This window comes from Microbacterium sp. W1-4-2 (assembly GCF_058349885.2).
Map to the genome: position 1 here is coordinate 1,523,911 of NZ_JBYRJC020000001.1, position 26,390 is coordinate 1,550,300.

General features: G+C 70.4%; 23 protein-coding genes. 5 read left to right on the forward strand and 18 right to left on the reverse strand.

Features of this window, described 5'->3' with window-relative positions:
* Window positions 1–12: 12 nt before the first annotated feature.
* The 4 genes from AC3RX0_RS07125 to murC all read right to left on the reverse strand — a co-directional run bounded on the left by AC3RX0_RS07125 (window position 13) and on the right by murC (window position 4,561).
* Window positions 13–699: a YggS family pyridoxal phosphate-dependent enzyme gene (locus AC3RX0_RS07125; protein WP_491505216.1), complete on the reverse strand. Its 687-nt coding sequence runs from the start codon at window positions 697–699 to the stop codon at window positions 13–15.
* Window positions 700–1,869: a cell division protein FtsZ gene (gene ftsZ, locus AC3RX0_RS07130; RefSeq protein ID WP_491505217.1), complete on the reverse strand. Its 1,170-nt coding sequence runs from the start codon at window positions 1,867–1,869 to the stop codon at window positions 700–702.
* Window positions 1,870–2,038: 169 nt separating this feature from the next.
* Window positions 2,039–3,046 (reverse strand): FtsQ-type POTRA domain-containing protein, encoded by a 1,008-nt coding sequence (locus AC3RX0_RS07135; RefSeq protein ID WP_491505218.1) that lies wholly within the window; start codon window positions 3,044–3,046, stop codon window positions 2,039–2,041.
* A 69-nt stretch (window positions 3,047–3,115) separates the two neighbouring features.
* A complete protein-coding gene (gene murC, locus AC3RX0_RS07140; protein ID WP_491505219.1) occupies window positions 3,116–4,561 on the reverse strand; it encodes a UDP-N-acetylmuramate--L-alanine ligase in 1,446 nt (481 codons plus the stop codon).
* Between the two features lie 154 nt (window positions 4,562–4,715).
* On the opposite strand from murC, the gene AC3RX0_RS07145 reads away from it, so the two are divergent.
* The gene (locus AC3RX0_RS07145) at window positions 4,716–5,075 is read left to right on the forward strand and encodes a GntR family transcriptional regulator (RefSeq protein WP_491505220.1); all 360 of its coding nucleotides are present in this window, start codon (window positions 4,716–4,718) and stop codon (window positions 5,073–5,075) included.
* 111 nt (window positions 5,076–5,186) lie between these two features.
* Here the strand turns inward: AC3RX0_RS07145 and AC3RX0_RS07150 are convergent, their stop codons facing one another.
* From AC3RX0_RS07150 to AC3RX0_RS07195, 10 genes are all read right to left on the reverse strand, one after another.
* On the reverse strand, window positions 5,187–6,260 hold the full coding sequence (locus AC3RX0_RS07150) for a UDP-N-acetylglucosamine--N-acetylmuramyl-(pentapeptide) pyrophosphoryl-undecaprenol N-acetylglucosamine transferase (RefSeq protein ID WP_491505221.1): 1,074 nt from the start codon (window positions 6,258–6,260) through the stop codon (window positions 5,187–5,189).
* 9 nt (window positions 6,261–6,269) lie between these two features.
* Window positions 6,270–7,541, reverse strand: a complete 1,272-nt coding sequence (ftsW, locus tag AC3RX0_RS07155; RefSeq protein ID WP_491505222.1) for a putative lipid II flippase FtsW — start codon at window positions 7,539–7,541, stop codon at window positions 6,270–6,272.
* Window positions 7,501–9,057, reverse strand: coding sequence for a UDP-N-acetylmuramoyl-L-alanine--D-glutamate ligase (gene murD, locus AC3RX0_RS07160; RefSeq protein ID WP_491505223.1), 1,557 nt, complete (start codon window positions 9,055–9,057; stop codon window positions 7,501–7,503). Before murD ends, ftsW begins: the two co-directional genes overlap by 41 nt.
* Window positions 9,039–10,148, reverse strand: coding sequence for a phospho-N-acetylmuramoyl-pentapeptide-transferase (gene mraY / locus AC3RX0_RS07165; RefSeq protein WP_491505224.1), 1,110 nt, complete (start codon window positions 10,146–10,148; stop codon window positions 9,039–9,041). The genes murD and mraY overlap by 19 nt, the downstream gene beginning before the upstream one ends.
* A complete protein-coding gene (locus AC3RX0_RS07170; RefSeq protein WP_491505225.1) occupies window positions 10,145–11,557 on the reverse strand; it encodes a UDP-N-acetylmuramoyl-tripeptide--D-alanyl-D-alanine ligase in 1,413 nt (470 codons plus the stop codon). Before AC3RX0_RS07170 ends, mraY begins: the two co-directional genes overlap by 4 nt.
* 16 nt (window positions 11,558–11,573) lie before the next feature.
* Window positions 11,574–13,355 (reverse strand): peptidoglycan D,D-transpeptidase FtsI family protein, encoded by a 1,782-nt coding sequence (locus AC3RX0_RS07175; protein ID WP_491505226.1) that lies wholly within the window; start codon window positions 13,353–13,355, stop codon window positions 11,574–11,576.
* 4 nt (window positions 13,356–13,359) lie between these two features.
* Window positions 13,360–13,932, reverse strand: a complete 573-nt coding sequence (ftsL, locus tag AC3RX0_RS07180) for a cell division protein FtsL (RefSeq protein ID WP_491505227.1) — start codon at window positions 13,930–13,932, stop codon at window positions 13,360–13,362.
* Entirely contained in the window at window positions 13,929–14,897 is a 969-nt protein-coding gene (rsmH, locus tag AC3RX0_RS07185) for a 16S rRNA (cytosine(1402)-N(4))-methyltransferase RsmH (RefSeq protein ID WP_491505402.1), read from the reverse strand. The genes ftsL and rsmH overlap by 4 nt, the downstream gene beginning before the upstream one ends.
* A gap of 106 nt (window positions 14,898–15,003) precedes the next feature.
* The gene (gene mraZ / locus AC3RX0_RS07190; protein ID WP_491505228.1) at window positions 15,004–15,435 is read right to left on the reverse strand and encodes a division/cell wall cluster transcriptional repressor MraZ; all 432 of its coding nucleotides are present in this window, start codon (window positions 15,433–15,435) and stop codon (window positions 15,004–15,006) included.
* Between the two features lie 239 nt (window positions 15,436–15,674).
* A complete protein-coding gene (locus tag AC3RX0_RS07195; protein WP_491505229.1) occupies window positions 15,675–16,034 on the reverse strand; it encodes an SCO2097 family morphological protein in 360 nt (119 codons plus the stop codon).
* A gap of 65 nt (window positions 16,035–16,099) precedes the next feature.
* On the opposite strand from AC3RX0_RS07195, the gene AC3RX0_RS07200 reads away from it, so the two are divergent.
* Window positions 16,100–17,197 (forward strand): polyprenyl synthetase family protein, encoded by a 1,098-nt coding sequence (locus AC3RX0_RS07200; protein WP_491505230.1) that lies wholly within the window; start codon window positions 16,100–16,102, stop codon window positions 17,195–17,197.
* Window positions 17,198–17,206: 9 nt separating this feature from the next.
* Here AC3RX0_RS07200 and AC3RX0_RS07205 read toward each other — a convergent pair whose 3' ends face one another.
* Window positions 17,207–17,557 (reverse strand): Rv2175c family DNA-binding protein, encoded by a 351-nt coding sequence (locus AC3RX0_RS07205; RefSeq protein ID WP_491505231.1) that lies wholly within the window; start codon window positions 17,555–17,557, stop codon window positions 17,207–17,209.
* A gap of 138 nt (window positions 17,558–17,695) precedes the next feature.
* Between AC3RX0_RS07205 and AC3RX0_RS07210 the strand changes: the two genes are divergently transcribed.
* Together AC3RX0_RS07210 and pknB are read left to right on the forward strand one after the other, a co-directional pair.
* On the forward strand, window positions 17,696–18,979 hold the full coding sequence (locus tag AC3RX0_RS07210) for a LysM peptidoglycan-binding domain-containing protein (protein ID WP_491505232.1): 1,284 nt from the start codon (window positions 17,696–17,698) through the stop codon (window positions 18,977–18,979).
* 91 nt (window positions 18,980–19,070) lie between these two features.
* A complete protein-coding gene (gene pknB, locus AC3RX0_RS07215; RefSeq protein ID WP_491505233.1) occupies window positions 19,071–21,008 on the forward strand; it encodes a Stk1 family PASTA domain-containing Ser/Thr kinase in 1,938 nt (645 codons plus the stop codon).
* Between the two features lie 138 nt (window positions 21,009–21,146).
* Here pknB and AC3RX0_RS07220 read toward each other — a convergent pair whose 3' ends face one another.
* From AC3RX0_RS07220 to AC3RX0_RS07230, 3 genes are all read right to left on the reverse strand, one after another.
* Window positions 21,147–22,082: a putative endonuclease domain-containing protein gene (locus tag AC3RX0_RS07220; protein WP_491505234.1), complete on the reverse strand. Its 936-nt coding sequence runs from the start codon at window positions 22,080–22,082 to the stop codon at window positions 21,147–21,149.
* Window positions 22,083–22,324: 242 nt separating this feature from the next.
* Complete coding sequence (locus tag AC3RX0_RS07225; RefSeq protein ID WP_491505235.1) at window positions 22,325–23,662, reverse strand: class II 3-deoxy-7-phosphoheptulonate synthase; 1,338 nt, start codon at window positions 23,660–23,662, stop codon at window positions 22,325–22,327.
* A 26-nt stretch (window positions 23,663–23,688) separates the two neighbouring features.
* Entirely contained in the window at window positions 23,689–24,381 is a 693-nt protein-coding gene (locus tag AC3RX0_RS07230) for a lysophospholipid acyltransferase family protein (protein ID WP_491505236.1), read from the reverse strand.
* A 171-nt stretch (window positions 24,382–24,552) separates the two neighbouring features.
* On the opposite strand from AC3RX0_RS07230, the gene AC3RX0_RS07235 reads away from it, so the two are divergent.
* The gene (locus AC3RX0_RS07235; RefSeq protein WP_491505237.1) at window positions 24,553–26,388 is read left to right on the forward strand and encodes an AMP-dependent synthetase/ligase; all 1,836 of its coding nucleotides are present in this window, start codon (window positions 24,553–24,555) and stop codon (window positions 26,386–26,388) included.
* Window positions 26,389–26,390: the final 2 nt, after the last annotated feature.

Sequence of the window (26,390 nt, forward strand, 5' to 3'; positions counted from 1 at the left end):
TCTGAGTCGAGGCTAATCGTGCACGGGGCGCGGTCCCGTGATTGCCGAGCCGATCCGCAGGTGTGTCGCACCCGCTGCGATCGCCTCGACGAAGTCCGCCGTCATCCCCGCCGAGATCCAGTCTGCGTCGGGGACCACGCTGCGCACGCGCTGCGCGTAGCCGGCGAGCGAGGCGAACGCGGCCGCCGGCTCCTCGTCCAGCGGAGCGACGGCCATGATCCCGCGCACGCGCAGGGTGCGGCATCCCGCCACATGCTCGGCGAGCCGCTCGAGCTCGACGGGCGCGACGCCTCCCCGTGACGGGTCGTCGGTGAGGTTCACCTGCAGCAGCACGTCCAGGACGTCGTCGCCGTCCTCTCCCGCCCGCTCGAGCGCATCGGCGAGGCGCTCGCGGTCGACCGAGTGGACGACGGATGCCGCGGCCCGCACCGCGCGCGCCTTCTTGGTCTGCGCCTGACCGATGAAGTGCCAGCGCAGATCGGTGAGCGGCGCCAGCTCGGCGGTCTTGGCCGTCAGCTCCTGCTGCCGGTTCTCCCCCACGTCGCGGACTCCGAGACGGTGGAGCTCGGCGACGAGGGCGGCCGGGTGGAACTTGGTGACGACGATGCGGGTGAGCTGCGCCGGGTCGCGGCGCGCCGCGCGCGCGGCATCGGCGATGCGCGCGTCGACGTCGGCGAGCCGCGAGGCGAGATCGTCCACTTACTTCAGGAAGTCGGGGATGTCGAGGTCGTCGTCGCCGAACGCCGAGTCGTAGCCGGCCTCGGCCACGACCGTCACCGGGACGTTCTTGACAATCGGCTTCTCGTCGCCGGGGGCCTTCTCCGCGTCTTCGACGCTGCGCGCGGCGGCCTCTTCGGCCGACGTCGAGGGCAGGGCAGGGGCGGTGCGGCTGCCGATCATCGGCTCGATGCGCGCCTGCGGCTCGCCGCCGTCGAAGCCCGCGGCGATCACCGTGACCCGCACCTCGTCGCCGAGCGTGTCGTCGATGACCGTGCCGAAGATGATGTTCGCCTCGGGGTGCGCCGCCTCCTTGACCAGCTGCGCGGCGTCGTTGATCTCGAAGATGCCGAGATTCGACCCGCCCTGGATCGACAGCAGCACGCCGTGCGCGCCCTCGATCGAGGCTTCCAGCAGGGGAGATTCGACCGCGAGCTCCGCGGCCTTGATCGCCCGATCCGCCCCGCGGGCGGAGCCGATGCCCATGAGCGCGGAGCCGGCGCCCTGCATCACCGACTTGACGTCGGCGAAGTCGAGGTTGATCAGACCCGGCGTCGTGATGAGGTCGGTGATGCCCTGGACACCGGCTAGGAGCACCTGGTCGGCCGTGGCGAACGCCTCGATCATCGAGATCCCGCGGTCGCTGATCTCCAGCAGCCGGTCGTTCGGCACCACGATGAGGGTGTCGACCTCTTCCTTCAGCTTCGCCACGCCCGACTCGGCCTGGCTCTGCCGGCGACGGCCCTCGAACGAGAAGGGCTTGGTGACGACGCCGATCGTCAGGGCGCCGATCGACTTCGCGATCTTGGCCACGACGGGCGCGCCGCCCGTGCCGGTGCCGCCGCCTTCGCCGGCGGTCACGAAGACCATGTCGGCGCCGGCCAGGGCCTCTTCGATCTCTTCCGCATGGTCTTCGGCGGCACGGCGACCCACCTCGGGGTCGGCACCCGCGCCCAGCCCGCGCGTGAGCTCGCGCCCGACGTCGAGCTTGATGTCGGCGTCGCTCATCAGCAGGGCCTGCGCGTCGGTGTTGATCGCGATGAACTCGACCCCGCGCAGCCCCAGTTCGATCATACGGTTGACGGCGTTCACACCGCCGCCGCCGACGCCGACCACCTTGATCACTGCGAGGTAGTTCTGGTTCTGGCTCATGCCGGCCTCCGTCTCGTCCCGAACCAAGCTCTTAAACCTTCAACCTCATCTAGAGGTTTAAAGAATTGCCCGGTATGCAATTCCTTCTGACTGAAGGTAAGCGGTGCGGACGGATGTGCCCGCGACGCGCTGGGCGTGTCGGGCAAATCGGCGCGAAAACCCGGTGTGCTCAGTGCACGAGCACGGCGTCGGGCGACGATACGTCGTACCTGTCGGTCTTGGCGGGCGGGTAGCGCTTCATCAGCGCCTTGAGCACGAGCGCTTTGCGGCCGGAATCGTCCTCGCTCCCCCACACGATCTTCGACCCGGTCTTGCCGAGTGTCAGCGTCACGTCGTCGGGCGTGGCCGCCGAGACGGCGGTGACCAGCGCCCGCAGGTCGGCGGGCAGCGAGCGGATCACCAGGCCCGCGGACCGGAACGCGTCCGAGTCCACGCCGCCCTTCACCGTCAGCACCGGCTGGCCCTTCGGCGCCGACGCCGTGGTCGACAGCGCGACGCCGGCCGCGTCGACGAGCGTGTAGCCCGCGGGGCCCTTCACGACGCCGACCGGGGTGCGTTCGACGATGCGCACGACGAGCTCGTGCGGGGGCCGCGCCTGCAGGGTGTAGGTCTCCACGAGCGGAAAGCGCACGAGCGCGGCCTTCACCGCTGCGTCGTCGACCAGCGGCAGGGGCTTGCCGCGCTGGGAGGCGAGCGCCTGCGCGATCTCGGCGGGTTTCAGGCTGTGCGTGCCGACGACCTCGATCTTCTGCACCGCGAACAGCGGACTGTATGCCGCGCCGAACGATCCGGCGATGAGCACGACGAACGCGACGGCGACCGAGATCCAGACGGCGCGGCGTCGGCGCTGCCGGCTCGTGAACCGGCGCACCTCGGCCCGCAGGGCGCGTCGACGCGCGCGCGCCGCCTTCCAGACATCGCGCACGCCGATCGCGCCCTCGGACGCGTCGACGCCCTCCCCCGGGGTTCCCGCGAAGGATGCCGCGTCCGTGCCGGTCCCGTCCGTGTCGCGGGTCGCGTCCCCGTCGCCGGTCGCCTGCGCGGCGAGGTCCGTCGACCCGGCGGCTCGTGCGCCCTTCTTGCGCGATGCGGCCGGGTGCCTGCCCGCGGGCACCGCACGGCCGGCGAGCGGGACGACGCGGGCTGCGGCATCCACCCCCTCGTCGGCGTCGTCCACCGCCGGCGGCTCCGGCGCGCGCGGCGCGCGCCGGACCGGGGCGGGAAGCGGTGCGGGCCGGCGCATGGGCTATCCCCGGTCGCCCGCAGCGGCGGACGGCGCCACGGCCGGACCCGACGACGCCGGCGTGCGACCGAGGGCCTCGAGCACCTGCGGGATGATCTGGTACACGTTGCCGCAGCCGAGCGTGATGATGTAGTCGCCATCGCGGGCGATCGAGGCGGTGTAGTCCGCGGCGTCCTGCCAGTCGACGACGTAGTGCACGTGCGAGGGATCGGCGAAGTCGTCGCTGACGAGCCTGCCGGTCACGCCCGGCACCGGATCCTCGCGGGCGCCGTACACGTCGAGCATGACGGTGTGGTCGGCCAGGCTCTCAAGCACTTCGGCGAACTCGCGGTGCATCTGCTGCGTGCGCGAGTACGTGTGCGGCTGCTGGATCGCGATGATCCGCCCGGATCCGACGACGCTGCGCGCCGCTGTGAGGGCCGCTGCGACCTCGGTGGGGTGGTGCGCGTAGTCGTCGAAGACGCTGACACCGCGCTCGACGCCGTGCAGCTCGAAGCGGCGCACCGTGCCGGTGAACCCCTCGACCGCGCGGACGGCGTCGGTCAGCGGGTGTCCCAGCGTGAGGAGCACTGCGACGGCGCCGGCCGCGTTCACCGCGTTGTGTGCGCCGGGCACCAGCAGCTGTGCGTCGACCGTGACGCCGGCGTGGGCGATCGTGAACGACACCGGGCCGTCGGCGCGGATGCCGTCGATGCGCACGTCGGCTGCGGCATCCTCTCCGAACGTCACGATGCGCGGATGCGTCAGCCGCGCCTGCACGAGCCGGGCGCCCGCGTCGTCGGCCGAGATCACGACCGCCTCGCGCGCCTTGTCGGCGAAGCGCGCGAACGCGTCGTAGAAGGCGTCGGCGGTGCCGTAGTGGTCGAGGTGGTCGGGGTCGATGTTCGTGATCAGCGCGACCGAGGTGTCGTACAGCTCGAACGTGCCGTCCGACTCGTCGGCCTCGATGACGAACAGGTCGTCGGACCCGGTGCCGCTCGACACGCCCAGCTGGGCGATCACTCCCCCATTGACGAACGTCGGGTCGGTGCGCAGTCGCTGCAGGGCCGTGACGATCATGCCCGTCGACGTGGTCTTGCCGTGGGCGCCGGCGACCGAGACCAGGCGGCGCCCGCCGATGAGCCAGTGCAGCGCCTGCGAACGGTGGATGACTGCGAGCCCGCGCTGCTTGGCCGTCACGTACTCGGGGTTCTCGGGCCAGATCGCGCCCGTGTGGATCACGGTGTCGGCATCGCCCAGGTGCGCGGCGTCGTGCCCGATGTGCACGTCGGCGCCGAGTTCGGCCAGGGCGCGCAGGTTCGCGCTGTCGGCCCGGTCGGACCCCGAGACCCGGATGCCGCGCGCCAGGAACATGCGCGCGAGCCCCGATATGCCGGACCCGCCGATGCCGATGAAGTGCGCGGCGTGGATCTCGTCGGGGATGGGAAGGCTGAGGTCGGGTCTGATCATGACGGATCCATCCTAAGTTGGACGGGCGATCCGGCCGGTCGTGGCGCGCTGTGAGGTGCCTGGGCGGGGTGCTGCGAGAGGACGGGTGCAGAGTAGTCTGTGTCGACACATTCGCGCACCGCGGCTGGCGCTGCGCCCGCACCGGGAGGCCCGCATGATCACGATCGATCCGGCAAGTCCCACCCCGCCGTTCGAGCAGCTGCGGGCGCAGCTGGTCGGTGCGGTGGCCTCGGGCGGGCTCGCCGCGGGCGAGCGGCTGCCCACCGTGCGGCGTCTCGCCGACGAGCTCGGGCTCGCGCCCGGCACCGTGGCGCGCGCCTATCGCGAGCTCGAGGCATCCGGCATCATCGAGACCCGCGGCCGCGCGGGAAGCTTCGTCAGCCTCGACCGCGACCCGGTCCGCCAGCAGGCGCAGCGCGCGGCGGCGGCGTTCGCCGAGCAGATCCGCAGCCTCGAGCTCGACCCCGACGAGGCACTGGCCCTCGTCGCCGCCGCGCTGCGCGCCGGTGCCTAGTCCGGCCGGCGACGATGGATCGGGGCGGGGTCGAGATCGCGCGAACGGCGCGCTGAGCCCACGGAACTGCGCACGTCGTGCGATCTCGACCCGCGACCGAGCCCGGGCGCCTCAGCCGGCGAGGGCGCGGTCGATCAGGGCGATGACGTTGGCGGTGCCGGCGCGGGTGCCGACGGATGCCGCGGCCCGCCGCATCGCGTCGAGCGCGGCCGGATCGGCCAACAGGGGCACGACCTCGTCACGCACACGGTCGGCGGTGAACTCGCCGTCGGGGATGATCCGGGCGGCCCGGGCGGTCACTGCCGAGGCGGCGTTCAGGCTCTGCTCGCCGTTGCCGACCGCGTACGGCACGTACACGGCCGGGATGCCCAGCGCGCTGATCTCGCTGACCGTCGCCGCGCCCGAGCGCGAGACGACGAGATCGGCCAGTGCGAAGGCCAGGTCCATCCGATCGAGGTACCGGCGCACGGCGTAGCCGGACGCCTCGGGGTCGGTCAGGTCGCTGCGCTCCCCCGTGGCGTGCACGAGCTGCCACCCGGCGTCCAGGATGTCCTGCCACGATCCCGCGAACGCGTCGTTCAGCCGCCGCGCGCCGAGCGACCCGCCGAAGACCAGCAGAGTGGGCTTGGCGGCATCCAACCCGAAGAAGTCCGCCGCCTGCGCGCGTAGGACCTCCCGATCGAGGTCGACGATCTCGCGGCGCAGGGGCATGCCGACCACCTCGCTCCCGCGCAGCCGGGTGCCCTCGAACGCGACACCGACCGCGGCGGCGCGCCGCGCGCCGAGCACATTCGCCAGGCCCGGCCTGGCGTTGGCCTCGTGCACGACGAACGGGACCTTCTCGCGACGGGCGGCGACATACGCGGGCGCGGACGCGTACCCGCCGAAGCCGACCACGACGTCGACGCCGTGGTCGCGGATGTGCCGCCGCACCTGGGCGATCGCCCGGCGGAACCGCCCGGGGAAGCGCACCGCATCGCCGTTCGGCCGGCGCGGGAACGGAACCTTGTCGACGAACAGCAGCTCGTACCCGCGTTCGGGCACGAGACGCGCCTCGAGTCCCTCACGGGTGCCCAGCACGAGCACGGCGGCGTCCGGGTCGCGATCGCGGAGGCCGTCGGCGACGGCGAGCAGCGGGTTGACATGTCCGGCGGTTCCACCGCCTGCCAGCAGGTAGGTCGTCACCACACGAGGCTAACGGACCCTCCGACCCGCCTTCGCCGATGCACCGGCCCCGGTGGCACGCGCATCGGCCCTGGCCGCAGGTGCGCGGGCGGGCAGGGTTCTCGCGAACGACAGCAGCACGCCGCAGGCCAGCAACGTCGACAGCAGCGACGTGCCGCCCTGCGACAGGAACGGCAGCGGCACGCCCAGCACCGGGAACAGCCGCAGCACGACGCCGATGTTCAGCAGCGCCTCGCCGACGATCCAGATCGCGATCGCGCCCGAGACGATGCGCACGAACGTGTCGTCGGTCTTGCGGATGATGTGGAACGCGCCCACCGCGAACAGCGCGAGCAGCACGAGAACGACGCAGCAGCCGATCAGGCCCAGCTCCTCGCCGACGATCGCGAAGATGTAGTCGTTGGCGGCGGCGGGCAGCCAGTCGTACTTCTGCTTGGAATTGCCCAGCCCCAGGCCGAAGAAGCCGCCGCTGGCCAGCCCCCAGATGCCGTGCAGCGGCTGATAGCAGGCGTTGTAGTAGTCGGTGCACACCGGGTCGAGGAAGCTCATGATGCGCTTCATGCGGTTGGCACTGGTCACCGCGTACCCGACGATGCCGATCGCGCCCAGCAGCAGCGGGATGATGAAGATCCGCAGCTTCACCCCCGAGAAGAACAGCGCCGCGATCACGATCAGAGCGAGGATCATCACGGTGCCGAGGTCGCCGCCGGCCAGGACCGTGGCCATCGCCAGGACCGAGACCGGCACGACGGGGATGAACACGTGCCGCCACAGGCCCAGCAGGGTCCGCTTGCGGTAGAGCACGTACCCCAGCCACAGCGCGAGCGCGAGCTTGAGGAACTCGGAGGGCTGGGCCTGCATGCCCGCGATCGTGATCCAGTTGCGGTTGCCGTCGTTGGCGTGGCCGAGGGGCGTGAACACGAGCAGCTGCCCGAGGGTCGCCACGATCAGCGCGGGCCACGCCATCCGCTTCCAGAACGCGATCGGGAACCGGCTCATGACGAACATGAGCGGGACGCCGATCGCGGCGAAGATCGCCTGCTTGAGCAGCGCCTCGTACGGCTGGTCGCCGTTGGCCGTCCCGATGGCCGAGGTCGCCGAGAGCACCATCACCAGGCCGAAGCCGGTCAGCAGCAGCGACGTCGACGCGATGAGCAGGAACTCGCTGGGCACCGGCGCGAACACCCGGCCGAGCGTCACACGCGCGGTGAGGGCGCGACCGGGCGAACCCGGCGTGGGGTCAGGCGTCCCCCGAGCCGGACGGGTCGTGGTGCTCGTCATCGGCTCCCCCTGCGATCAGTTCCTGCACGGCGGCGGCGAAGCGCCGCCCGCGGTCGGCGTAGGACGAGAACTGGTCGAACGAGGCCGCGGCGGGGGCGAGCAGCACCACGTCCCCGTCATCGGCGACGCCCGCGGCGATCCGCACGACCCGCGCCATGACATCCTCAGTCTCACCGGGGTCGACCTCGATCACCGGCACCGTCGGGGCGTGTCGTGCGAACGCCGTCACGATCTCGCCCCGATCGAGGCCGATCACGATGGCGGCCTTGGCCGCGGGGCCGCGGCTGGCGACCAGGTCGTTGATGTCGACGCCCTTCAGCAGTCCCCCGACGATCCAGATCGCTCCGGGGTAGGCGGCGAGAGAGGATGCCGCGGCATGCGGGTTCGTCGCCTTCGAATCGTCCACCCAGGTGACGCCCCTGCCGGTGCCGACGATCTCGATGCGGTGGGCGTCGAGATGGAATCCGCGCAGCGCGTCGCGGATCGCGGCGGGCTCGACCCCCAGCGACCGGGCCAGCGCCGCGGCCGCCAATGCGTTGGCGACGATGTGCGGGGCGGCAAGGCCGTGCTCGGCCAGGTCGTCGATCGTGCACAGCTCCAGCGCGCTCGTGCGCCGTTCGTCGAGGAACGCGCGGTCGACGAGGATGCCCTCCACGACGCCCAGGTCGCTCGGGCCCGGGATGTCGAGGCCGAAGCCGATGGCCCGCGCCCCCTCGATCACCTCGGCGTCCTCGACCATGTGCCGGGTCGCGGCATCCGCCCGGTTGTAGACGCAGGCGACGCGCGTGTTGGCGTACACGACCGCCTTGGCGTCGCGGTACGCCTCGAACGACCCGTGCCACTGCATGTGGTCGGGCGCCAGGTTCAGGCACACGCTCGCGTGCGGCGACACGGCGCCCGGCCGCGAGACCTGGTGCGACAGGTACCAGAGCTGGTGGCTCGAGATCTCGACGACGAGCGCGTCGAAGCCGGCCGGGTCGCGCACCGCGTCGAGCACGGGCACGCCGATGTTGCCGCAGGGGGCGGCGCGCAGGCCGCCGGCGACGAGCATCGTGGCCGTCATCTGCGTCGTGGTGGTCTTGCCGTTCGTGCCGGTGATGAGGATCCACTCGGCGGGCGTGCCGTCGGCGCGGGTGACCTTGTCGCGCACACGCCACGCGAGCTCGATGTCGCCCCACAGCGCGATGCCGGCGTCCTGCGCCCAGGCGATGACCGGGTGCGCGGGTGCGAAGCCGGGTGAGGCGACGATCACCTCGGGAGCGAACTCCACGAGCTCGGCGGGCACCTCGTCGAGCGGGCCGGTGTATGCGCGCGCGCCGATCACCGGCAGCAGGCGTGCGTACTCCTCAGCGGCGCTCTCGGTCACCACGAGCACGTCCGCGCCGAGTTCGGCGAGCGTGTCGGCGACCGAGAATCCGGTGACCGAGAGTCCGAGCACGGCCACGCGCAGCCCCGACCAGTCGGCGTGCCAGCTGGTCAGGGAATCGAGCCGGTCGTTCATGTGCGCGAGAGCCATTCGACGTAGAAGAGGCCGATGCCGGTCACGGCGAGCATGCCGGCGATGATCCACATCCGCACCACGATCGTGATCTCGGGCCAGCCGCGCATCTCGAGGTGATGGTGGAACGGGCTCATCAGGAACAGGCGCTTGCCTCGGGTGATCTTGAAGTACAGCCGCTGCAGGATGACCGACCCGGGTCCGATGATGAAGGCGCCCGCCAGCAGCACGGCCAGCAGCTCGGTGTGCGACAGGATCGACAGCGCGGCGATCACGCCGCCGATCGACAGCGACCCGACGTCGCCCATGAAGACCTTGGCCTTCGGCGCGTTCCACCAGAGGAACCCGATGAGGGCCGACACGAACGAGGCGGCGACGATCGTCAGGTCCATCGGGTCGCGGGTCGGGTAGCACGCCGGCTGGTACGCGTCGACCAGGCCCACGCCGCTGCAGGACTGGTTGAACTGCCAGAACGTCACAAGGCTCATCGCGGCGATCGTGAAGATGCCGATCCCGGTGGCCAGCCCGTCCAGGCCGTCGGTGACGTTGGTGCTGTTCGACCAGGCCACGCCGATGAAGCTGATCCAGATCAGGTACAGGATCCACCCGATCACCAGGCCCAGCGCGAAGAAGTTCAGCACCGGCACGTCACGCACCACCGAGACGGTGCCCGAGGCCGGGGTCTGCTGGTATTCGTCGGGAAAGCCGAGCGCCATGACGCCGAACGGCACGATCACGATGATCTGGCCGAGGATCTTGCGCCAGCCGCTCAGGCCCAGGCTGCGCTGGCTGCGCACCTTCATGAAGTCGTCGATGAACCCGACGACGCCGAACCCGACCATCATCCACAGGACCAGCAGCCCCGAGACGGTCGGCGGGTTGTTGCCGGTGTAGCAGCCGACGAGATAGCCGACCACCGCGCCGACGATGAAGATGACCCCGCCCATGGTGGCCGTGCCGCGCTTGGCGCCGTGGCTCGGGTTGCGCACGTCCTCGGGCGTGCGGATGACCTGGCCCCATCCCCACGTGCGGAACACCCGCAGGAAAACGGGGGTGAGGAACAGGGTGAATGCCAGCGAGACCGCAGCTGCAGTCAGGAGTGATCTCACGAGAACGATTCTCCCAGACGATCGCCGAGGAACCGCAGCCCCACGGAGTTGGAGGATTTGACCAGCACGCGGTCGCCGTCGCGCAGCTCGCCCATCAGGTAGTCGTAGGCCTCATCGGCGGTGGCGAAGAAGACGGCCTCGCCGTCCCATGAGCCCTCGCCCACGGCGGCCAGGAACAGCCGGCGGGCTTCGGTCCCGACCACGACGATGCGCTGGATGCGCAGGCGCACGGCGAGCTCGCCGATGCGGTCGTGCTCTTCGCCGGCGTACTCGCCGAGCTCGCTCATCGCGCCGAGGACGGCCACTGTGCGCTCGTGCGGGCGGGTGATCTGCGCCAGGGTGCGCAGGGCGGCGGCCATCGAGTCCGGGCTGGCGTTGTACGCGTCGTTGATGATGCGCACCCGGTCGCTGCCCATCGGCTGCATCCGCCAGCGCTCGGCCAGCTCGACGGTCTCGAGCCGGGCGATGGCGGTGGATGCCTCGACCCCGAGTGCGATCGCGGCGGTCAGCGCCGCGATCGCGTTCATGACGTGGTGGGCGCCGAGCACCTTCAGGTGCAGCGGCAGGCTCTCGCCGTCGACGGTGACCAGGCACCGCGTGCCCGCGGCATCCGTCTCGATATCGTCGGCACGCACGTCGGCGGCCGCCGACGTGCCGAACCAGCGGACCGGCAGGCCGCGCTCCTCGGCGATCGACGCCATCGAGGCGACGCGGCCGTCGTCGGCGTTCAGAACCGCCAGGCCGCCCGGGCGCAGCGCCTGGATCAGCTCGGACTTGGCCTTCACGGTGCCCTCGATGCCGCCGAAGCCGCCGGCGTGGGCCATGCCCACCATGAGCACCACGCCGATGTCGGGTTCGACCAGACCCGCCAGGCGGGCGATCGCGCCGGGCCCTGACGCGCCGAACTCGCTCACGAGATACCGGGTCTGCTCGGTCACGCGCAACATCGTCAGCGGCGCGCCGACCTCGTTGTTGAACGAGGCCCGGGGCGCGACGGTCTCGCCCTCATCCTGCAGGATGCGGGCGAGCAGGTTCTTGGTCGTGGTCTTGCCGTTCGACCCGGTGATGCCGACGATGCGCAGGTCGCCCCGTGCCCGCACGCGGGCGACGACGTCGCGGGCGAGATCGGCCAGGGCCTGCACGGCATCGGCGACGACGACCTGGGTGACCTCGGCGTCGACGGGGTGCTCGACGATCGCGAGTACCGCCCCGGCGGCGACGGCGGGGGCCACGAACAGGTGCCCGTCGGTGGTCTCCCCGGGCTTGGCGACGAAGATGTCACCAGGACCGATCTGGCGGGAGTCGGTGTCGACCGCGCCCGAGACGACGGTCTGGTCGGTGTCGGAGCCGGCGAGGCGGAGCTGTCCGTCCACAGCGCGGGCGAGCTGTGCGAGTGTGAGTGCGATCATGACTGCGGGGCGCCGGTCAGCCGAACTTCGGCAGGATCTTCGGCTTTGTCGTGGCGGGCATGACCCGGTAGGTCTTCAGAACCTGGGTCATCGCCTTCTTGAAGTACGGCGCGTTGGCCGAAGATGACCTTACCTTAGTCGGCTCGTCGAGCGTCACCGCCACGAGGTACTGCGGGTCCTCCGCCGGGGCGAATCCGATCATGGTCGTGTAATAGACGCCCTGCTTGTACCCGCGGCCGCCGTTGGAGATCTGACCGGTTCCCGTCTTGACCCCGATGCGGTAGCCGGGGATCTTGATCATGTTCGCGTACGTGGCCTGCAACGCGACGTTCTCGAGGATCTCGCGCATCTCGGCCGACGTCTTCTCGCTGATCACCCGCGTCGGCTTGGGCAGCGTGGGGGTGACCACGGTGCCGTCGGCCTTCGTGCACGACTCGACCAGCTGCAGAGGCTTCTTCATGCCGCCGTCGATGATCGCGTCGTACGCGCCCAGCAGCTCGGGCACGGTCGTGGTCAGACCCTGGCCGTACGAGGTGTCGTAACGCATCTGGTTGTCCCAGTCCTGGTACGGGTGCACGATGCCCTGCGTCTGGCCGGGGAACTCGATCGCGCTGCCCGATCCGATGCCGAACTTCTGCAGGTACTCGAACCGGGTCTTCAGGCTCACCCGCTGGCTGAACGTCGATGCGCCGACGTTCGAGGAGTCCATCAGCACACCCGCCAGGGTGTAGTCGTAGGTGGGATGCCGCGTCGCGTCGCTCACGCGCGCCCCGTTCGGGAACGTCCTGCGGTCGGGCACGACCGCGGTCGACGTCGGCGTCGCCGCCCCGGCATCCAACAGCGTCGAAGCCGTGATGCCCTTGAACGTCGACCCCGGCTCGAACTGCCAGTTGAAGATGCGGCTGTAGCGGTAGCTGCCCTTCGCGTCGAAGTTGTTCGGATCGACCGTCGGGTACTCCGCGGCCGCCTTGAGCTTGCCGGTCTTGACGTCGACGACCGTGATGGTGGCGAACTGGGCGTGCATCTCCTGCGTCGCCTGCTGGGCCAGCTGAGTCATGTACCACTGCAGGTCGGTGTCGATCGTGAGCTTGAGCGTGCCGCCGTTCACGGCCGGCCTCTCGCTCTCGGTGCCGGGGATGATGACGCCGTCCTTGCCCTTCTGGAACGTCAGCGTGCCGTTCGCGGGCTCCAGGCACTGGTTGTCCTGCTGCTCGAGTCCCGCCAGCGGCTGGCCGTCGGCGCCCACGAAGCCGATGAGGTTGCCGCCCACCGCCCCATTCGGGTACGTGCGCGCCGGGTTCGGGCTGCACGCGATGTAGTCGACGCCGAGGTCCATGAGGCCGCGATACTGCTCGGTCGACAGGCCCCGTGCCAGCAGCGCGTACTGCGAGTGCGGGTCCCGCACGAGCGCGTCCGACACGATCTGGCGCACCTCGTCGGCCGACTGGCCGGTGAACTTCGCGATCTGGGCCGACACGTCCGACCAGGCGGTGACGAGCTTGGTGCCGTCGGCGGCGGTGCGCTCGATGTCGCGCACGTTCGACGGGTCGAACTGGCACGTGTAGGTGAGGATGCTGGTGGCCAGCGGCTTGCCGGAGGCGTCGACGATCGCCCCCCGCGTGCCCGCGATCGTCTCGGTGACCCCGAGCCCGTGGTCGACGGCGGCGGCGACGTTCTCGCGCGCGTTGACCACCTGGATGTCGATCAGGCGCACCACGAACGCGCACAGCACGATCAGGACGACGGCGAGTGCCACCACAGTGCGGCGGCGGGGCGATCGGGTGCTGCTCGTCGTCATGTTCTCAGTGTGTGCGAACCGTGGGCAGTCCGTCGGTCACGGGAACGGGTGTCACGTTTTTCGTCGTCACTGCGCGTCCGGTGCCGTCGATCGTGGCGTGCGGATCGGTCACCAGCGGGGTGTCTGCGATGAGCCGGTTCGCGACCGCGCCGCGGCCCAGCGGGTTGATCGACGAGCGGCCAGACGCCTTCTTGCTCGCCCCGACGATGGTGCCGTCGCTCAGCCGCAGGTAGCTCGGCGATTCGTTCACGACCATGCCGAGGGCTGCCGCGTTGGCGGCGATGTACTGCGGAGAGCTGAGGCCAGCGACCTCATCGTCCAGGATCTGCTTCTGCCAGGTCAGCTGCCGCTGCTGCGTGTTCAGCTGCGCCACCTGGTACGAGGTCTGCGTGGTCATCACCGAGAGCACCATCTGCGCACCGACGATCGCGAGCGCCCCGATCACGGCGACCAGCCCGTACACCAGCCGCGGCTTGCGCCGGGGCGCGGGCGCGTCGACCGCGTGCAGGCGGCGGTCCCCGACCGGTTCGAGTCCGGGCGCCGGCAGCGGCCGGGCGAGCGCGGTCTGGATGCTCATGCGTCCTCCTTCGTGACGGCGGCGCGCACGCGTTCGGCGGCGCGCAACCGCACTGGTGTCGCGCGCGGGTTGCGCGCGCGCTCTTCGTCGGTCGCCAGCTCTGCGCCTTTGACCAGCGGGCGGAATCGGGGGGCGTGTTCGGGGAGCTCGACCGGCAGCCCCGCGGGGGCGGTGGATGCCGAGGCCCGGGCGATCGCCCGTTTGACGAGGCGATCTTCCAGGGACTGGTACGACAGCACGACGATGCGGCCGCCGACGTTCAGCGCGTCGAGGGCCGACGGCACCGCGCGCTCGAGTGCGGTCAGCTCGGCGTTGACCTCGATGCGCAGCGCCTGGAACACCCGCTTGGCGGGGTGCCCGGCACGCTGCGCGGCGGCGGGGGTGGCCGCCACGAGGATCTGCACGAGCTGCCCGGAGCGCTCGATCGGGGCCTGCTGGCGCGCGGCGATGATCGCGCGGGCGTAGCGTCCGGCGAGCTTCTCTTCGCCGTAGCGCTCGAAGATGCGCCGCAGGTCGCCCTCGCCGTAGGTGGCGACGACGTCGGCGGCGGTCATCCCCGCGGACTGGTCCATGCGCATGTCGAGGGGGGCGTCATGCGCATAGGCGAAGCCGCGCTCGGTCTCGTCCAGCTGCAGGGACGAGACGCCGAGGTCGAACAGGATGCCGTCGACGGCGGAAAGACCGGCGCCGGCGATGGCGTCGCCGATGCCGTCGTAGACCGTGTGCACGAGAGTGATGCGGTCGGCGAAGCGCTCCAGCCGCCGGCCCGCGATGCGCAGCGCGTCCTGGTCGCGGTCCAGGCCGATCAGGTGCAGCCCGGCGAAGCGCGTGAGGAAGGCCTCGGAGTGCCCGCCCATGCCGAGGGTCGCGTCCACGAGCACGGCGCCATCGCGCTCGAGCGCGGGAGCGAGCAGCTCGATGCAGCGCTCGAGCATGACGGGGGTGTGGATGTCGCGGATGTCCATGAGCTTCGGCGGTGGCATCCGATCCCGGATCCTGATCCCCATCCGCTCTGACCTGGCGCCGGGGAAGTGCGTCAGGGCGTGAGCGGCTGGGCATCACGAACAGGGATCAGAACAGCCCCGGGATCACCTCCTGCTCCATCTCTGCGTAGGCGTCTTCATAGCTCTCGGCGTATGCGTTCCATGCGGCCGCGTCCCAGATCTCGGCGTGGGCGCCGACACCGGTGACGACCAGTTCCTTGCCCAGCCCCGCGTACGAGCGCAGGGGCGGCGGGATCGTGATGCGGTTCTGGCTGTCGGGCTTCTCGGCGCTGGCCCCCGACAGGAACATGCGCAGGAAGTCACGGGCCTGCTTGTTGGTCAGCGGAGCCTCACGGATCCGCTCGTGGATGCGCTCGAACTCGTCGGTCGCGAAGACGTAGAGGCAGCGCTCCTGTCCACGGGTGACCACGACGCCCGCGCCGAGATCGTCGCGGAACTTCGCCGGCAGGATGACGCGGCCCTTGTCGTCGAGCTTCGGAGTATGCGTCCCGAGCAACATCGCCGATCACCCCCCTTCATCCGGCCCCCCGCGAGGTTTGACCCCACTTTACTCCACTATCCTCCACTTCACCACCACCAGAACGGGATTTCCTCCACCGCCGCTCCCCCGGCCCATTCCGCAGACGCGCTCGCACGTGCCACCGGCCCGCACCGCCGCCGACGCCGGTCTGCGGGCACAAAAAAACACCGACCCGAAGGTCGGTGTGGATCAGAAGCCGCGGCGGTGCGCGTCGGGAACTATTGCTGGTCGTGCCCCCGCCGGTCCCAGCGGTCGTTCATCTTGTCCATGAACGACGGCCTGGCCGACTCCGCTGGACGCGGGTCTCGGGCACCACGCAGTCGTCGGGTGGGAGTGACGGCGAGGATCACGCCGCCGAGCATCAGCACGAAGCCGATGACCCCGACGACGATCTGGGGCAGAGCGACCCCGGCGATCAGAGCGCCGAGCCCGATCAGCACGAGTACCGTGCCGTACACGATGTTGCGATAGCTGAGGGCGCGGCCATCACGCGGTGCGTGGACGACATCGGCGTCATTGTTCATGAGATGGCGTTCCATCTCATCGAGCAGACGCTGCTCTTGTTCGGAGAGTGGCATGCATCCCCCTCGGCTGGAATTCTTACTACGAGTCTACCCGTCGGTTCGATCACTAGGCTAGGCCCGTGGCATCCTCCCCAGGCCCGATCGCGGCGCTTTCCCAGCAACTGGATGACTTCCTCTCACGCCAGCGCGACGCGGTCACAGGCTTCGGTCCCGAGGCGCTGGCGATGATGGATGCCGCGACCGATGCCGTGGTCGGCGGCAAGCGTCTGCGCGCCCGGTTCTGCCTCACCGGATTCGAGGCGGTCGCCGAGGCCCGCACGGGCTCCGCGCCCACCGTCCCCGCCTCTGTCGTGGGCGTCGCGGCGGCCCTCGAGGTGTTCCACGCCGCGGCGCTCGTGCACGACGATCTCATCGACAACTCCGACACACGCCGGGGCCGTCCGGCCGCGCATCGCCGGCTGGAGCGCATGCACCGCGAGGCGTCGTGGGACGGGGATGCCGCGGCCTTCGGACGCGCCGGCGGCATCCTGCTCGGTGACCTGCTGGTGGCCCTCAGCGACGACCTGCTGGAGCGGTCGCTGGCATCCGAGCCGGGCGAGATCGCCGCGGCCACCCGTGCCCAGTACGCCACCATGCGGCGGGACGTGACGATCGGCCAGTTCCTCGACGTCGCCGAGGAGTCGGCGCACGTGGACGCCGCCGACGATGAGCATGCCCAGCGCGCGCTGCGGGTCGCCTCTCTCAAGTCGGCGCGCTACAGCGTCGAGCAGCCGCTGCTGATCGGCGCGCAGCTGGCCGGCGCCGATGCCGATCAGCTGCAGGCGCTGTCGGACTTCGGCCACCCGGTCGGTCTCGCCTTCCAGCTGCGCGACGACGTGCTGGGCGTGTTCGGCGACGCCGGCGTCACAGGAAAGCCCGCGGGCGATGACCTACGCGAAGGCAAGCGCACAGTGCTCATCGCGTACGCGCGCGAGGCGCTGTCGCCGACGGCCCGCCGCATCGTCGACGAGCTCGTCGGCGACCCCGGCCTCGATGAGGCGCAGGTGTCGGCGCTGCGCCGCACGATCGAAGACAGCGGAGCACTCGAACGCGTCGAGACGCTCATCGGGGAGTACGTCGCGGCGGCCGACCGTGCCCTGCGCGGCGCCCGGCTGGGCAACGCCGCGGTGGCGCAGCTGCGTGATCTCGCCCGCGCCGCCGCACTGCGCTCGGCCTGATCGGCGCGCTCAGGCGAGAGTCTGGGCCACGCGACGCACTTCGCTCTTGCGCCCCTGCAGCAGCGCATCGATGGGCGGCAGGCCGATCGTGTCTTCGGGGGCGAACAGCCAGTCGATCGCCTCGTCGTCGTCGAAGCCGGCATCGTGCAGCACGAACAGCGTCCCGCGCAGGGACGACAGCGGGCGGTCCTCGACGAGGAAGGCCGCCGGCACGCGTGCGACGCCGTCGCGGCGCGATGCGACGAAGTGGCGATCGTCGAGCATGCGGTGCACGCGCCCGATGCTCTCGCCGAGGCGTTCGGCGACCTCAGGCAGGGTCAGCCATTCGATGGACGTGGATGCCGTGTTCTCAGCGCTCACGAGGCCACTATCTCATGCCGCGGAAGGGTCGGTCGAAACACCATTCTTCACATTCGTCACATTGGCCACCTCTTTATCTCCTGTTGACACAGATCGACATCCGTGACACGGTGTCATGGTCACCGAGGGGGGAAACTCGTGCCACAGCAACCGCACCGCACCATCCGTCACACGGCCGTCGCTCTGCCGGCCGCGATCGCCGGGTCGCTGGCGCTCTCGCTCACCGCGCTGCCCGCGCACGCGGCACCGGTGACCGAGCGCGCGCCTCTGACGCCCAGGACGGGGATCGTGCCGGCGGTGGCTGCTGCGAGCTCTCCCGCCCTGACGAAGACGGCGCCCGCACGGCGTGTCCCCGCCACCCATCGCGTGGTGCGCGGCGACACGGTGTTCGCGATCGCCGGCCGGTACGGGCTGAACTGGAAGGACGTGCTGGCCTGGAACAGACTGGGGAGGTCTGCCGTGATCCATCCGGGGCAGGTCCTGCGCCTCACGCCGCCCAGCGGCGCGAAGGCCGCGACATCCACGAAGCCGAAGGCTGCGGCATCCACACACAAGAAGACCACGACCACGCAGCCGGCCACCGTCAAGGGGTCGAGCTACACGGTGCGCTCGGGTGACACGGTCAGCGCGATCGCGCGCCGGCATGGACAGTCCACGCAGGCGGTGCTCAACGCGAACCACCTGCGCTGGTCGTCGGTCATCTACCCCGGGCAGAAGCTCGTGATCCCCGGTCGGGCGGTCGCCGCGAGCGCGCCGGCCAAGGCGAGCGCGCCGGCCAAGGCGTCCGCGCCGGCTCCGGCCAAGGCGGCGCCCGCGCCGAGCACGAGCCCGAACCCCGAGCCCGCGTCGACCGTGATCGGCGACGCCTACACGGTGCTCGCCGGCGACACGATGTCGGGGATCGCGGCAGCCAACGGGGTGAGCGTCACGGCCCTGCTGCACGCGAACGGCATGGACTGGAACTCGATCATCTATCCGGGCCAGCGCATCCGCATCCCGTCCAGCGGCATCCCCGGGCTCACGACCGAGCAGGCGGCCAACGCGCGCCTCATCGTGCGGATCGGCAAGCAGCTGGGCGTGCCCAAGAAGGGGCTCGCCATCGCCCTGGGCACCGCGATGCAGGAGTCGGGGCTGCGCAACCTGGACTACGGCGACCGCGACTCGCTCGGCCTGTTCCAGCAGCGTCCGAGCACGGGATGGGGCACAGCGGCGCAGGTGCGCGACGCCGACCGCTCCGTGCGCGCGTTCTTCGGCGGGCGGGGCAACCCGAATGCCGGCCACACGCGGGGCCTGCTCGACATCGGCGGGTGGGAGCAGATGGACTTCACCGAGGCGGCGCAGGCCGTGCAGATCTCGGCCTACCCGAATGCCTACGCGCAGTGGGAGAAGCCGGCCTACGCCTGGCTCGCCGCCATCGGATGAGCGCGCCGCTCGCACAGGGCCGCGCTCGCGGCCCGATGTCGCGGGTGAGCCGCTCCCCTGGCTCTCAGCTATATCTCCGTAGACTCGCAGCGTGAGCACCAGCGCGCAGGCAGACCCCCTCATCGGGCGGCTTGTCGACGGCCGGTACCGGGTGCGCGCGCGCATCGCCCGCGGCGGCATGGCCACGGTCTACGTCGCGACCGACCTGCGGCTGGAGCGCCGTATCGCGCTCAAGGTGATGCACAGCCACCTCAGCGACGACGCGATCTTCCAGAGCCGGTTCATCCAAGAGGCGCGGGCCGCGGCACGGCTGGCCGATCCGCATGTGGTGAACGTGTTCGATCAGGGTCAAGAGGGCGAGATGGCCTACCTGGTCATGGAGTACCTGCCGGGCATCACGCTGCGCGAGCTGCTTCGGGATCAGAAGCGGCTGAGCGTCGCGCAGACCGTGACGATCATGGATGCCGTGCTCTCGGGCCTTTCGGCGGCCCACCGGGCGGGCATCGTCCACCGCGACGTGAAGCCCGAGAACGTGCTGCTGGCCGAGGACGGCCGCATCAAGATCGGGGACTTCGGCCTCGCGCGGGCCACCACCGCGAACACTGCCAGCGGCCAGCTGCTGCTGGGCACGATCGCGTACCTCGCCCCCGAGCTGGTCACGCGCGGCACCGCCGACGCGCGCAGCGACATCTACGCGCTCGGGATCATGCTGTACGAGATGCTCACCGGCGAGCAGCCCTACAAGGGCGAGCAGCCGATGCAGATCGCGTTCCAGCACGCGACCGACTCCGTCCCCCGTCCGAGCATGAAGAACCCGGGCGTGCCCGAGCAGCTCGACGAGCTCGTGCTCTGGTCGACCGAGAGGGAACCGGCCGAGCGTCCCGCCGACGCCGCCGAGATGCTCGATCGGCTGCGCGAGATCGAGCAGCAGCTCGGCATCGCCCCGCAGGTGCAGCGCACGCTCGCCGTGGCCGGCATCGTGGGGGCCGATCGCCTCGACTCGCACGAGCTGACGAAGGTGCTCCCGGTGACCGGCGGCATCCCCACCGTCCCCGTCGAGGACGACGACAACGCGACGCGTCTGCGCAGCCGCGCCAAGCAGCGGCGCACTCGCGGGACGTGGCTGCTCGTGCTCGTGGTGCTCGCCGCGGTGCTCACCGGCGGCGCCGGCTGGTGGTTCGGGTCGGGACCCGGATCGCTGATCGCGGTGCCCGGCGTGGCCGGCAAGACCTTCGTGCAGGCTCAGAAGATCGTCGCCGCCGCCCACCTCACGCCGGTGCGCGAGAACGCGTACGCCCTCGACGTCGCCAAGGGGAACGTCATCGACACCCGGCCGGGCGCCGGAACACGCGTCGACAAGGACGCGAAGATCACGATCCTCGTGTCGGACGGACCCGCCCCGCACGACATCCCGGCCCTGAAGGGGATGAGCGAGCAGGACGCACGCGATCGACTCAGCCGGGCGAAGGTGACGATCGGCGACGACGCGTACTTCTTCACCGACGCGAAGGACGGCACCGTGATCGCGGCATCCTTCACCGCGCGGGACAGCGACAAGGCCGTCGACTGCACGAAGGGATGCGTCGTCTACGAGGGCGGCTCGGCGACCCTCTCGGTCTCGAAGGGTCCGTTGCCGGACGTGGTGGGCCAGCCGGCCGACGACGCCGTCGCGACGCTCACCGACCTCGGTCTCGAACCGAAGACGACCCAGGACTACAGCGATAACGTCGACAAGGGGAACGTGATCAGCGTCGCGCCGCGCAAGGGCGGCGGCGACTGGCGGCCCGGCGATTCGATCACGCTGGTGGTGTCGAAGGGGCCGGCGCCACGCGCTGTGCCCGACGTGACGAATCAGAAGCTCGGCGACGCCGTGCAGAACCTCGAGAACGCCGGCTTCACGGTCAACACCGACTCGCTGCCCCCGCAGCCCTTCTGGGGCATCTACAAAGTGACGTCCACCGACCCGGCGGGCGGCACGATGAAGCTGCCGGGCAGCCGGGTCACGATCACCGGCATCGCCATCGGCTGACCGCTGGGGAGCGCGCCTTCCGCTGCCGTCGAGAACGCACGAACTGCGCGGTTCACTGCGGTGCGCGCGCAGTTTGCGCGATCTCGATCGGCGTCCGCCCCGCGCCCAGAAGCCACGGCATCTGTGGCTCGCCGCGACTCAGCGCGACTTCGCGAGCGCTCGGCGGACGCGGGCGGCGAGACCCGGCATCCCCTCATCGGTCACGTCGTCGGCGCCGACCAGGATCACGCGATAGCCGGCGTCCTCGAACAGCTGCACGCGCGTGAGGTCCCGGCGCCAGGTGTCCTTGTCGACGCGGTGCACATCGCCGAGGTACTCGATGAGCAGCCGCTGGTCGGGATACGCGAGATCAGGATGCCGCACCCCGGCGCTCGTGGCGATCCCGGGCTGGACCACGGGCTCGGGCAGGCCTGCGGCGACCAGCCCGAGCCGCAGGAAGGTCTCCTGCGGCGAGTCGACCGGCATTCGGAGTCGGGGCAGCGCCCACGCGAGCGCGGCCGCTCCCCGCCGCCTGCCGTGCCGGTCGATCGCGGTGGTCAGCTCGGTGATCGTCGCCAGGGCGGGCTCGCGGCCGTACTTGGTGCGCCTGCCCGAGATGAGGTGGTCGCCGATCGCGACGAGCCACTCCCGGGTGAGTGCCCCGCCGCGCTTCGACGACATCGACGCGAGCATGGCCCAGGTGTCGGCGGCCGAGGTCACCGGAAGCCCGTGCACGATGTCGGTGGGGTCCGGGGCGGATGAACGCGTCCAGCCGACGACGCCCGGGCGCCGGACCGGCGTCGCATCGCAGAGGAGCACATGCAACCGCTCCTCGAGGTCGGCGGGCAGCGGCATCCCGTACAGCGCCGCGGCCGTCGCATGGCTGAACAGCGCCGCCGCCGGCAGGACAACGCGCAGGTCGCTGCATCGGTCGATCAGTCCGTCGTCGACACGCCCTGCCGAGCCGGCCACGCGCACGCCGTGGAACGGGCGCAGCACCTCCGGCCGGCGCATCCACGCCGTCGTGAGACCCGCCGCCCGCCCCTCGGCCACGGTGAAGGCGACCCCGTCCATCCAGTTCGGCAGCGCATCCATGGCTCGATACTCGCGTATCCCGGTGGCCGATTCTCGGTTATCCACAGGGCGATGGGATGCCGGTTCCCGGCGCCCGCTCTGTCCAGCGCCGACCCGTCCCGGTCGAGGATGCGCAAACGGCGTACGGACCCGCAGGATCGGCGCAGTTCGTGCAATCTGGGCCACAGCGGGGCGCGAGCGACCCCCGGTGGGGGGCCCGGCGAGCAGCCGAGGCCGAGCCGAGCCGAACGGCAGCCGCCGGGTCAGCGGCGCTCGAGCTCCTCGGCGACCAGGAAGGCCAGCTCGAGGCTCTGCATGTGGTTCAGACGCGGGTCGCACAGCGACTCGTAGCGGGTCGCCAGCGTGGCCTCGTCGATCTGCTCCGAGCCGCCCAGGCACTCCGTCACGTCGTCGCCCGTGAGCTCGACGTGGATGCCGCCCGGGAACGTGCCGATCTCGCGGTGCGCGTCGAAGAAGCCGCGCACCTCGTCCACGACGTCGTCGAACCGGCGGGTCTTGTACCCGGTCGGCGTCGTGATGCCGTTGCCGTGCATGGGGTCGGTGACCCACAGCGGGGTGGCTCCGGCATCCTTCACCGCCTGCAGCAGCGGGGGCAGGGCGTCGCGGATCCGGCCCGCACCCATGCGGGTGATGAACGTCAGGCGCCCGGGCTCGCGCTCGGGGTCGAGCTTGTCGATCAGGGCCAGCGTCGTCTCGGGCGTCGTGGTCGGGCCGAGCTTGACGCCGATGGGGTTGCGGATGCGCGAGAAGTAGTCGACGTGCGCACCATCGAGATCGCGGGTGCGCTCACCGATCCACAGGAAGTGCGCCGACGTGTTGTAGGGCGTGTCGGTGCGCGAGTCGATGCGGGTCATCGGCCGCTCGTAGTCCATCAGCAGGCCCTCGTGGCCGGTGTAGAACTCCACGCCGCGCAGCTCGTCGAAGTCGGCGCCCGCCGCCTCCATGAACTTGATGGCGCGGTCGATCTCGCCGGCCAGTCCCTCGTAGCGCTGGTTGGCGGGGTTCTTCGCGAAGCCCTGGTTCCAGCTGTGCACTTCGCGCAGGTCGGCGAAGCCACCCTGCGTGAACGCGCGAATGAGGTTCAACGTCGCCGACGCGGTGTGGTACCCGCGCAGCAGGCGCTGCGGGTCGGGGCGGCGCGATCCTTCGGTGAAGTCGTAGCCGTTGACGATATCGCCGCGGTAGGCGGGCAGCGTCACGTCGCCGCGGGTCTCACTCTCGCTCGAGCGGGGCTTGGCGAACTGGCCCGCCATGCGCCCCATCTTGATGACCGGCAGCGACGCGCCGTAGGTCAAGACCACCGCCATCTGCAGCACCGTCTTGATGCGGTTGCGGATCTTGTCGGCAGTGGCACCGGCGAACGTCTCAGCGCAGTCGCCGCCCTGCAGCAGGAACGCCTGCCCCGCCGCGGCGCGTGCGAGCTTCGCGCGCAATGCGTCGACCTCGCCGGCGAACACCAGCGGGGGCATGGAGGCGATCTCAGCGGATGCCTCGGCCACAGCCTCGTCGTCGTTCCACTCCGGCTGCTGCTTGATGGGGAGAGTCCGCCAGTGATCCAGGCCGTCGAGGTGCTGCAGCATCCGGCAAGTCTACCGGCCGGCGGATATCACGACTTCGCAGATGACGGAAGACGGTCTTTGACCGTCGAAGCGTAGACGTCGTCGTACTGCTGCTGTCCGAGCCGCTGCAGCGCGACCATGATCTCGTCGACGACCGAGCGCAGGATGTAGCGATCGTTCTCCATCCCGGTGTACCGGGTGAAGTCGAGCGGTTCGCCGATCACGACGCCCACCCGCGCGATCCGCGGCAGACGACGGCCGATCGGCATCATCGTGTCGGTGTCGACCATCACCACGGGGATCACGGGCACCTTGGCCTCGAGCGCCATGCGCGCGATGCCGGTCCTCCCCCGGTACAGCCGGCCGTCGGGGCTGCGGGTGCCCTCGGGGTAGATGCCCAGCAGCTCACCCCGGCCGAGCACCTGCAGCCCGGTGTTGAGGGATGCCTCGGACGCCTTGCCGCCGGAGCGGTCGATGGGGATCTGCCCGGTCGCCTTCATGAACACGCGGGTCGCCCAGCCCTTGATGCCGCGGCCGGTGAAATAATCGCTCTTGGCCAGGAAGGCGACGGGCCGGTCGATCAGCAGCGGCAGGAAGATCGAGTCCGCGAACGACAGGTGGTTGCTGGCGAGGATCGCCGCTCCCGTGGTCGGGACCTTGCGGCGACCGACGATCCACGGGCGGAAGATCGCCTTCAGGACCGGGCCGATCACCACGTACTTCATCAGCCAATAGAACATCGCCCGCCCTCCCCTCCGGTGCCGTCGAAAAGTCTACCCATCGACGGCGCGGCAACGCTGTCGCGAGATCGGGTTTCGCAATCCGTGAGACCCGATGTCACAGGGGCACCGCGTTCGCACGGGCTAGACTCGGGGACAGCACCCCGAAACGGTACCGAAGGAGATGCCGGAATGACCCCCGTCACATTCGACGTTCCCGCCATCGTGCCTGCCGACCCGCAGGCCAACATCACCGATCTGCTCGAGGACCGCGTCACTGCCACGCCGGGCCTCGCGCTGTTCGCCGTCCCGGAGGGCGACGGGTGGCGGGATGTCTCGGCATCCGATTTCCGCGACCAGGTGATCGCCCTCGCCAAGGGCTTCGTCGCAGGGGGGCTGCAGCCCGGCGACAAGGTCGGCTTCATCGCCCGCACGACCTACGAGTGGACGCTCGTCGATTTCGCGCTGTTCTACGCCGGAGCCGTCATGGTGCCGATCTACGAGACCAGCTCGGCCTCGCAGATCCAGTGGAACCTGTCGGACTCGGGCGCGGTCGCGTGCATCGCCGAGCTGCCCGAGCACTCCGAGCGCCTCGCCGAGGCGCAAGAGGACCTGCCCCTGATCCGCAGCGTCTGGTCGATGCACGACGGGGCGCTGGACGCGCTGCGCGCCGACGGCGCATCCGTCTCCGACGACGAGATCGCTCGTCGTCGGTCGCTGGCCCAGGGCGACGACATCGCGACGCTCATCTACACCGCCGGAACGACCGGGCGCCCGAAGGGGTGCGTGCTCACGCACAGCAACTTCGTCGAGCTCGCCCGCAACGCGTCGCGGTCGCTGCACGAGGTGGTCGAGACGCCGGGCGCATCCACTCTGCTGTTCATCACGACCGCGCACGTGTTCGCGCGGTTCATCAGCATCCTCGACATCCACGCCGGTGTGAAGACCGGGCACCAGCCCGACACGAAGAACCTGCTGCCGGCGCTCGGCTCGTTCAAGCCGACGTTCCTGCTCGCGGTGCCGCGCGTGTTCGAGAAGGTGTACAACTCGGCCGAGCAGAAGGCCGAGTCCGGCGGAAAGGGCAAGATCTTCCGCTCCGCCGCGGGCACGGCGATCGAGCACTCGCGCCTGCTGCAGGACGGGCACAAGATCCCGTTCTGGCTGGGGCTGAAGTTCCGTGTGTTCGACCGGCTCGTCTACAGCAAGCTGCGCACGGCGATGGGCGGCAACGTCGTCTACGCGATCTCGGGATCGGCGCCCCTGGGCGAACGGCTCGGGCACTTCTTCGCGAGCCTCGGCGTGACGGTGCTCGAGGGGTACGGCCTGACCGAGACCACCGCTCCGGCGACCGTGAACCTGTCGACGAAGACGAAGATCGGCACGGTCGGCCCGCCGCTGCCCGGTGTCGGCGTGCGCGTCGCCGACGACGGCGAGATCCAGGTGCGCGGCATCAACGTGTTCAAGGAGTACTGGCACAACCCCGAGGCGACCGCGGCGTCGTTCGAGGACGACTGGTTCCGCACCGGCGACATCGGCTCGTTCGACGCCGACGGGTTCTTGTCGATCACCGGCCGCAAGAAGGAGATGATCGTCACCGCCGGCGGCAAGAACGTCGCCCCCGCAGTGCTCGAGGATCCGATCCGCGCCAACCCCGTGGTCAGCCAGGTGGTCGTGGTCGGCGAGCAGCGCCCGTTCATCGCGGCGCTCGTGACGCTCGACTCCGAGATGCTGCCGACGTGGCTGGCCAACAACGGCCTGCCGGGCGACCTCACCCTCGAGCAGTGCGCTGCCAATCCGCAGGTGCGGGCCGAGGTGCAGCGGGCTGTCGACGGCGCGAACAAGCTCGTCTCGCGCGCCGAGTCGATCCGCAAGTTCACGATCCTGCCCACGGAGTGGACCGAGGCCAGCGGACACCTGACGCCCAAGCTCAGCATCAAGCGAAACGTGATCCTGAAGGACTTCGCCTCGGCGATCGACGACATCTACAACCTGCCGGCCACCTCGACCACGGGCCTGTCGCTGAAATAGGA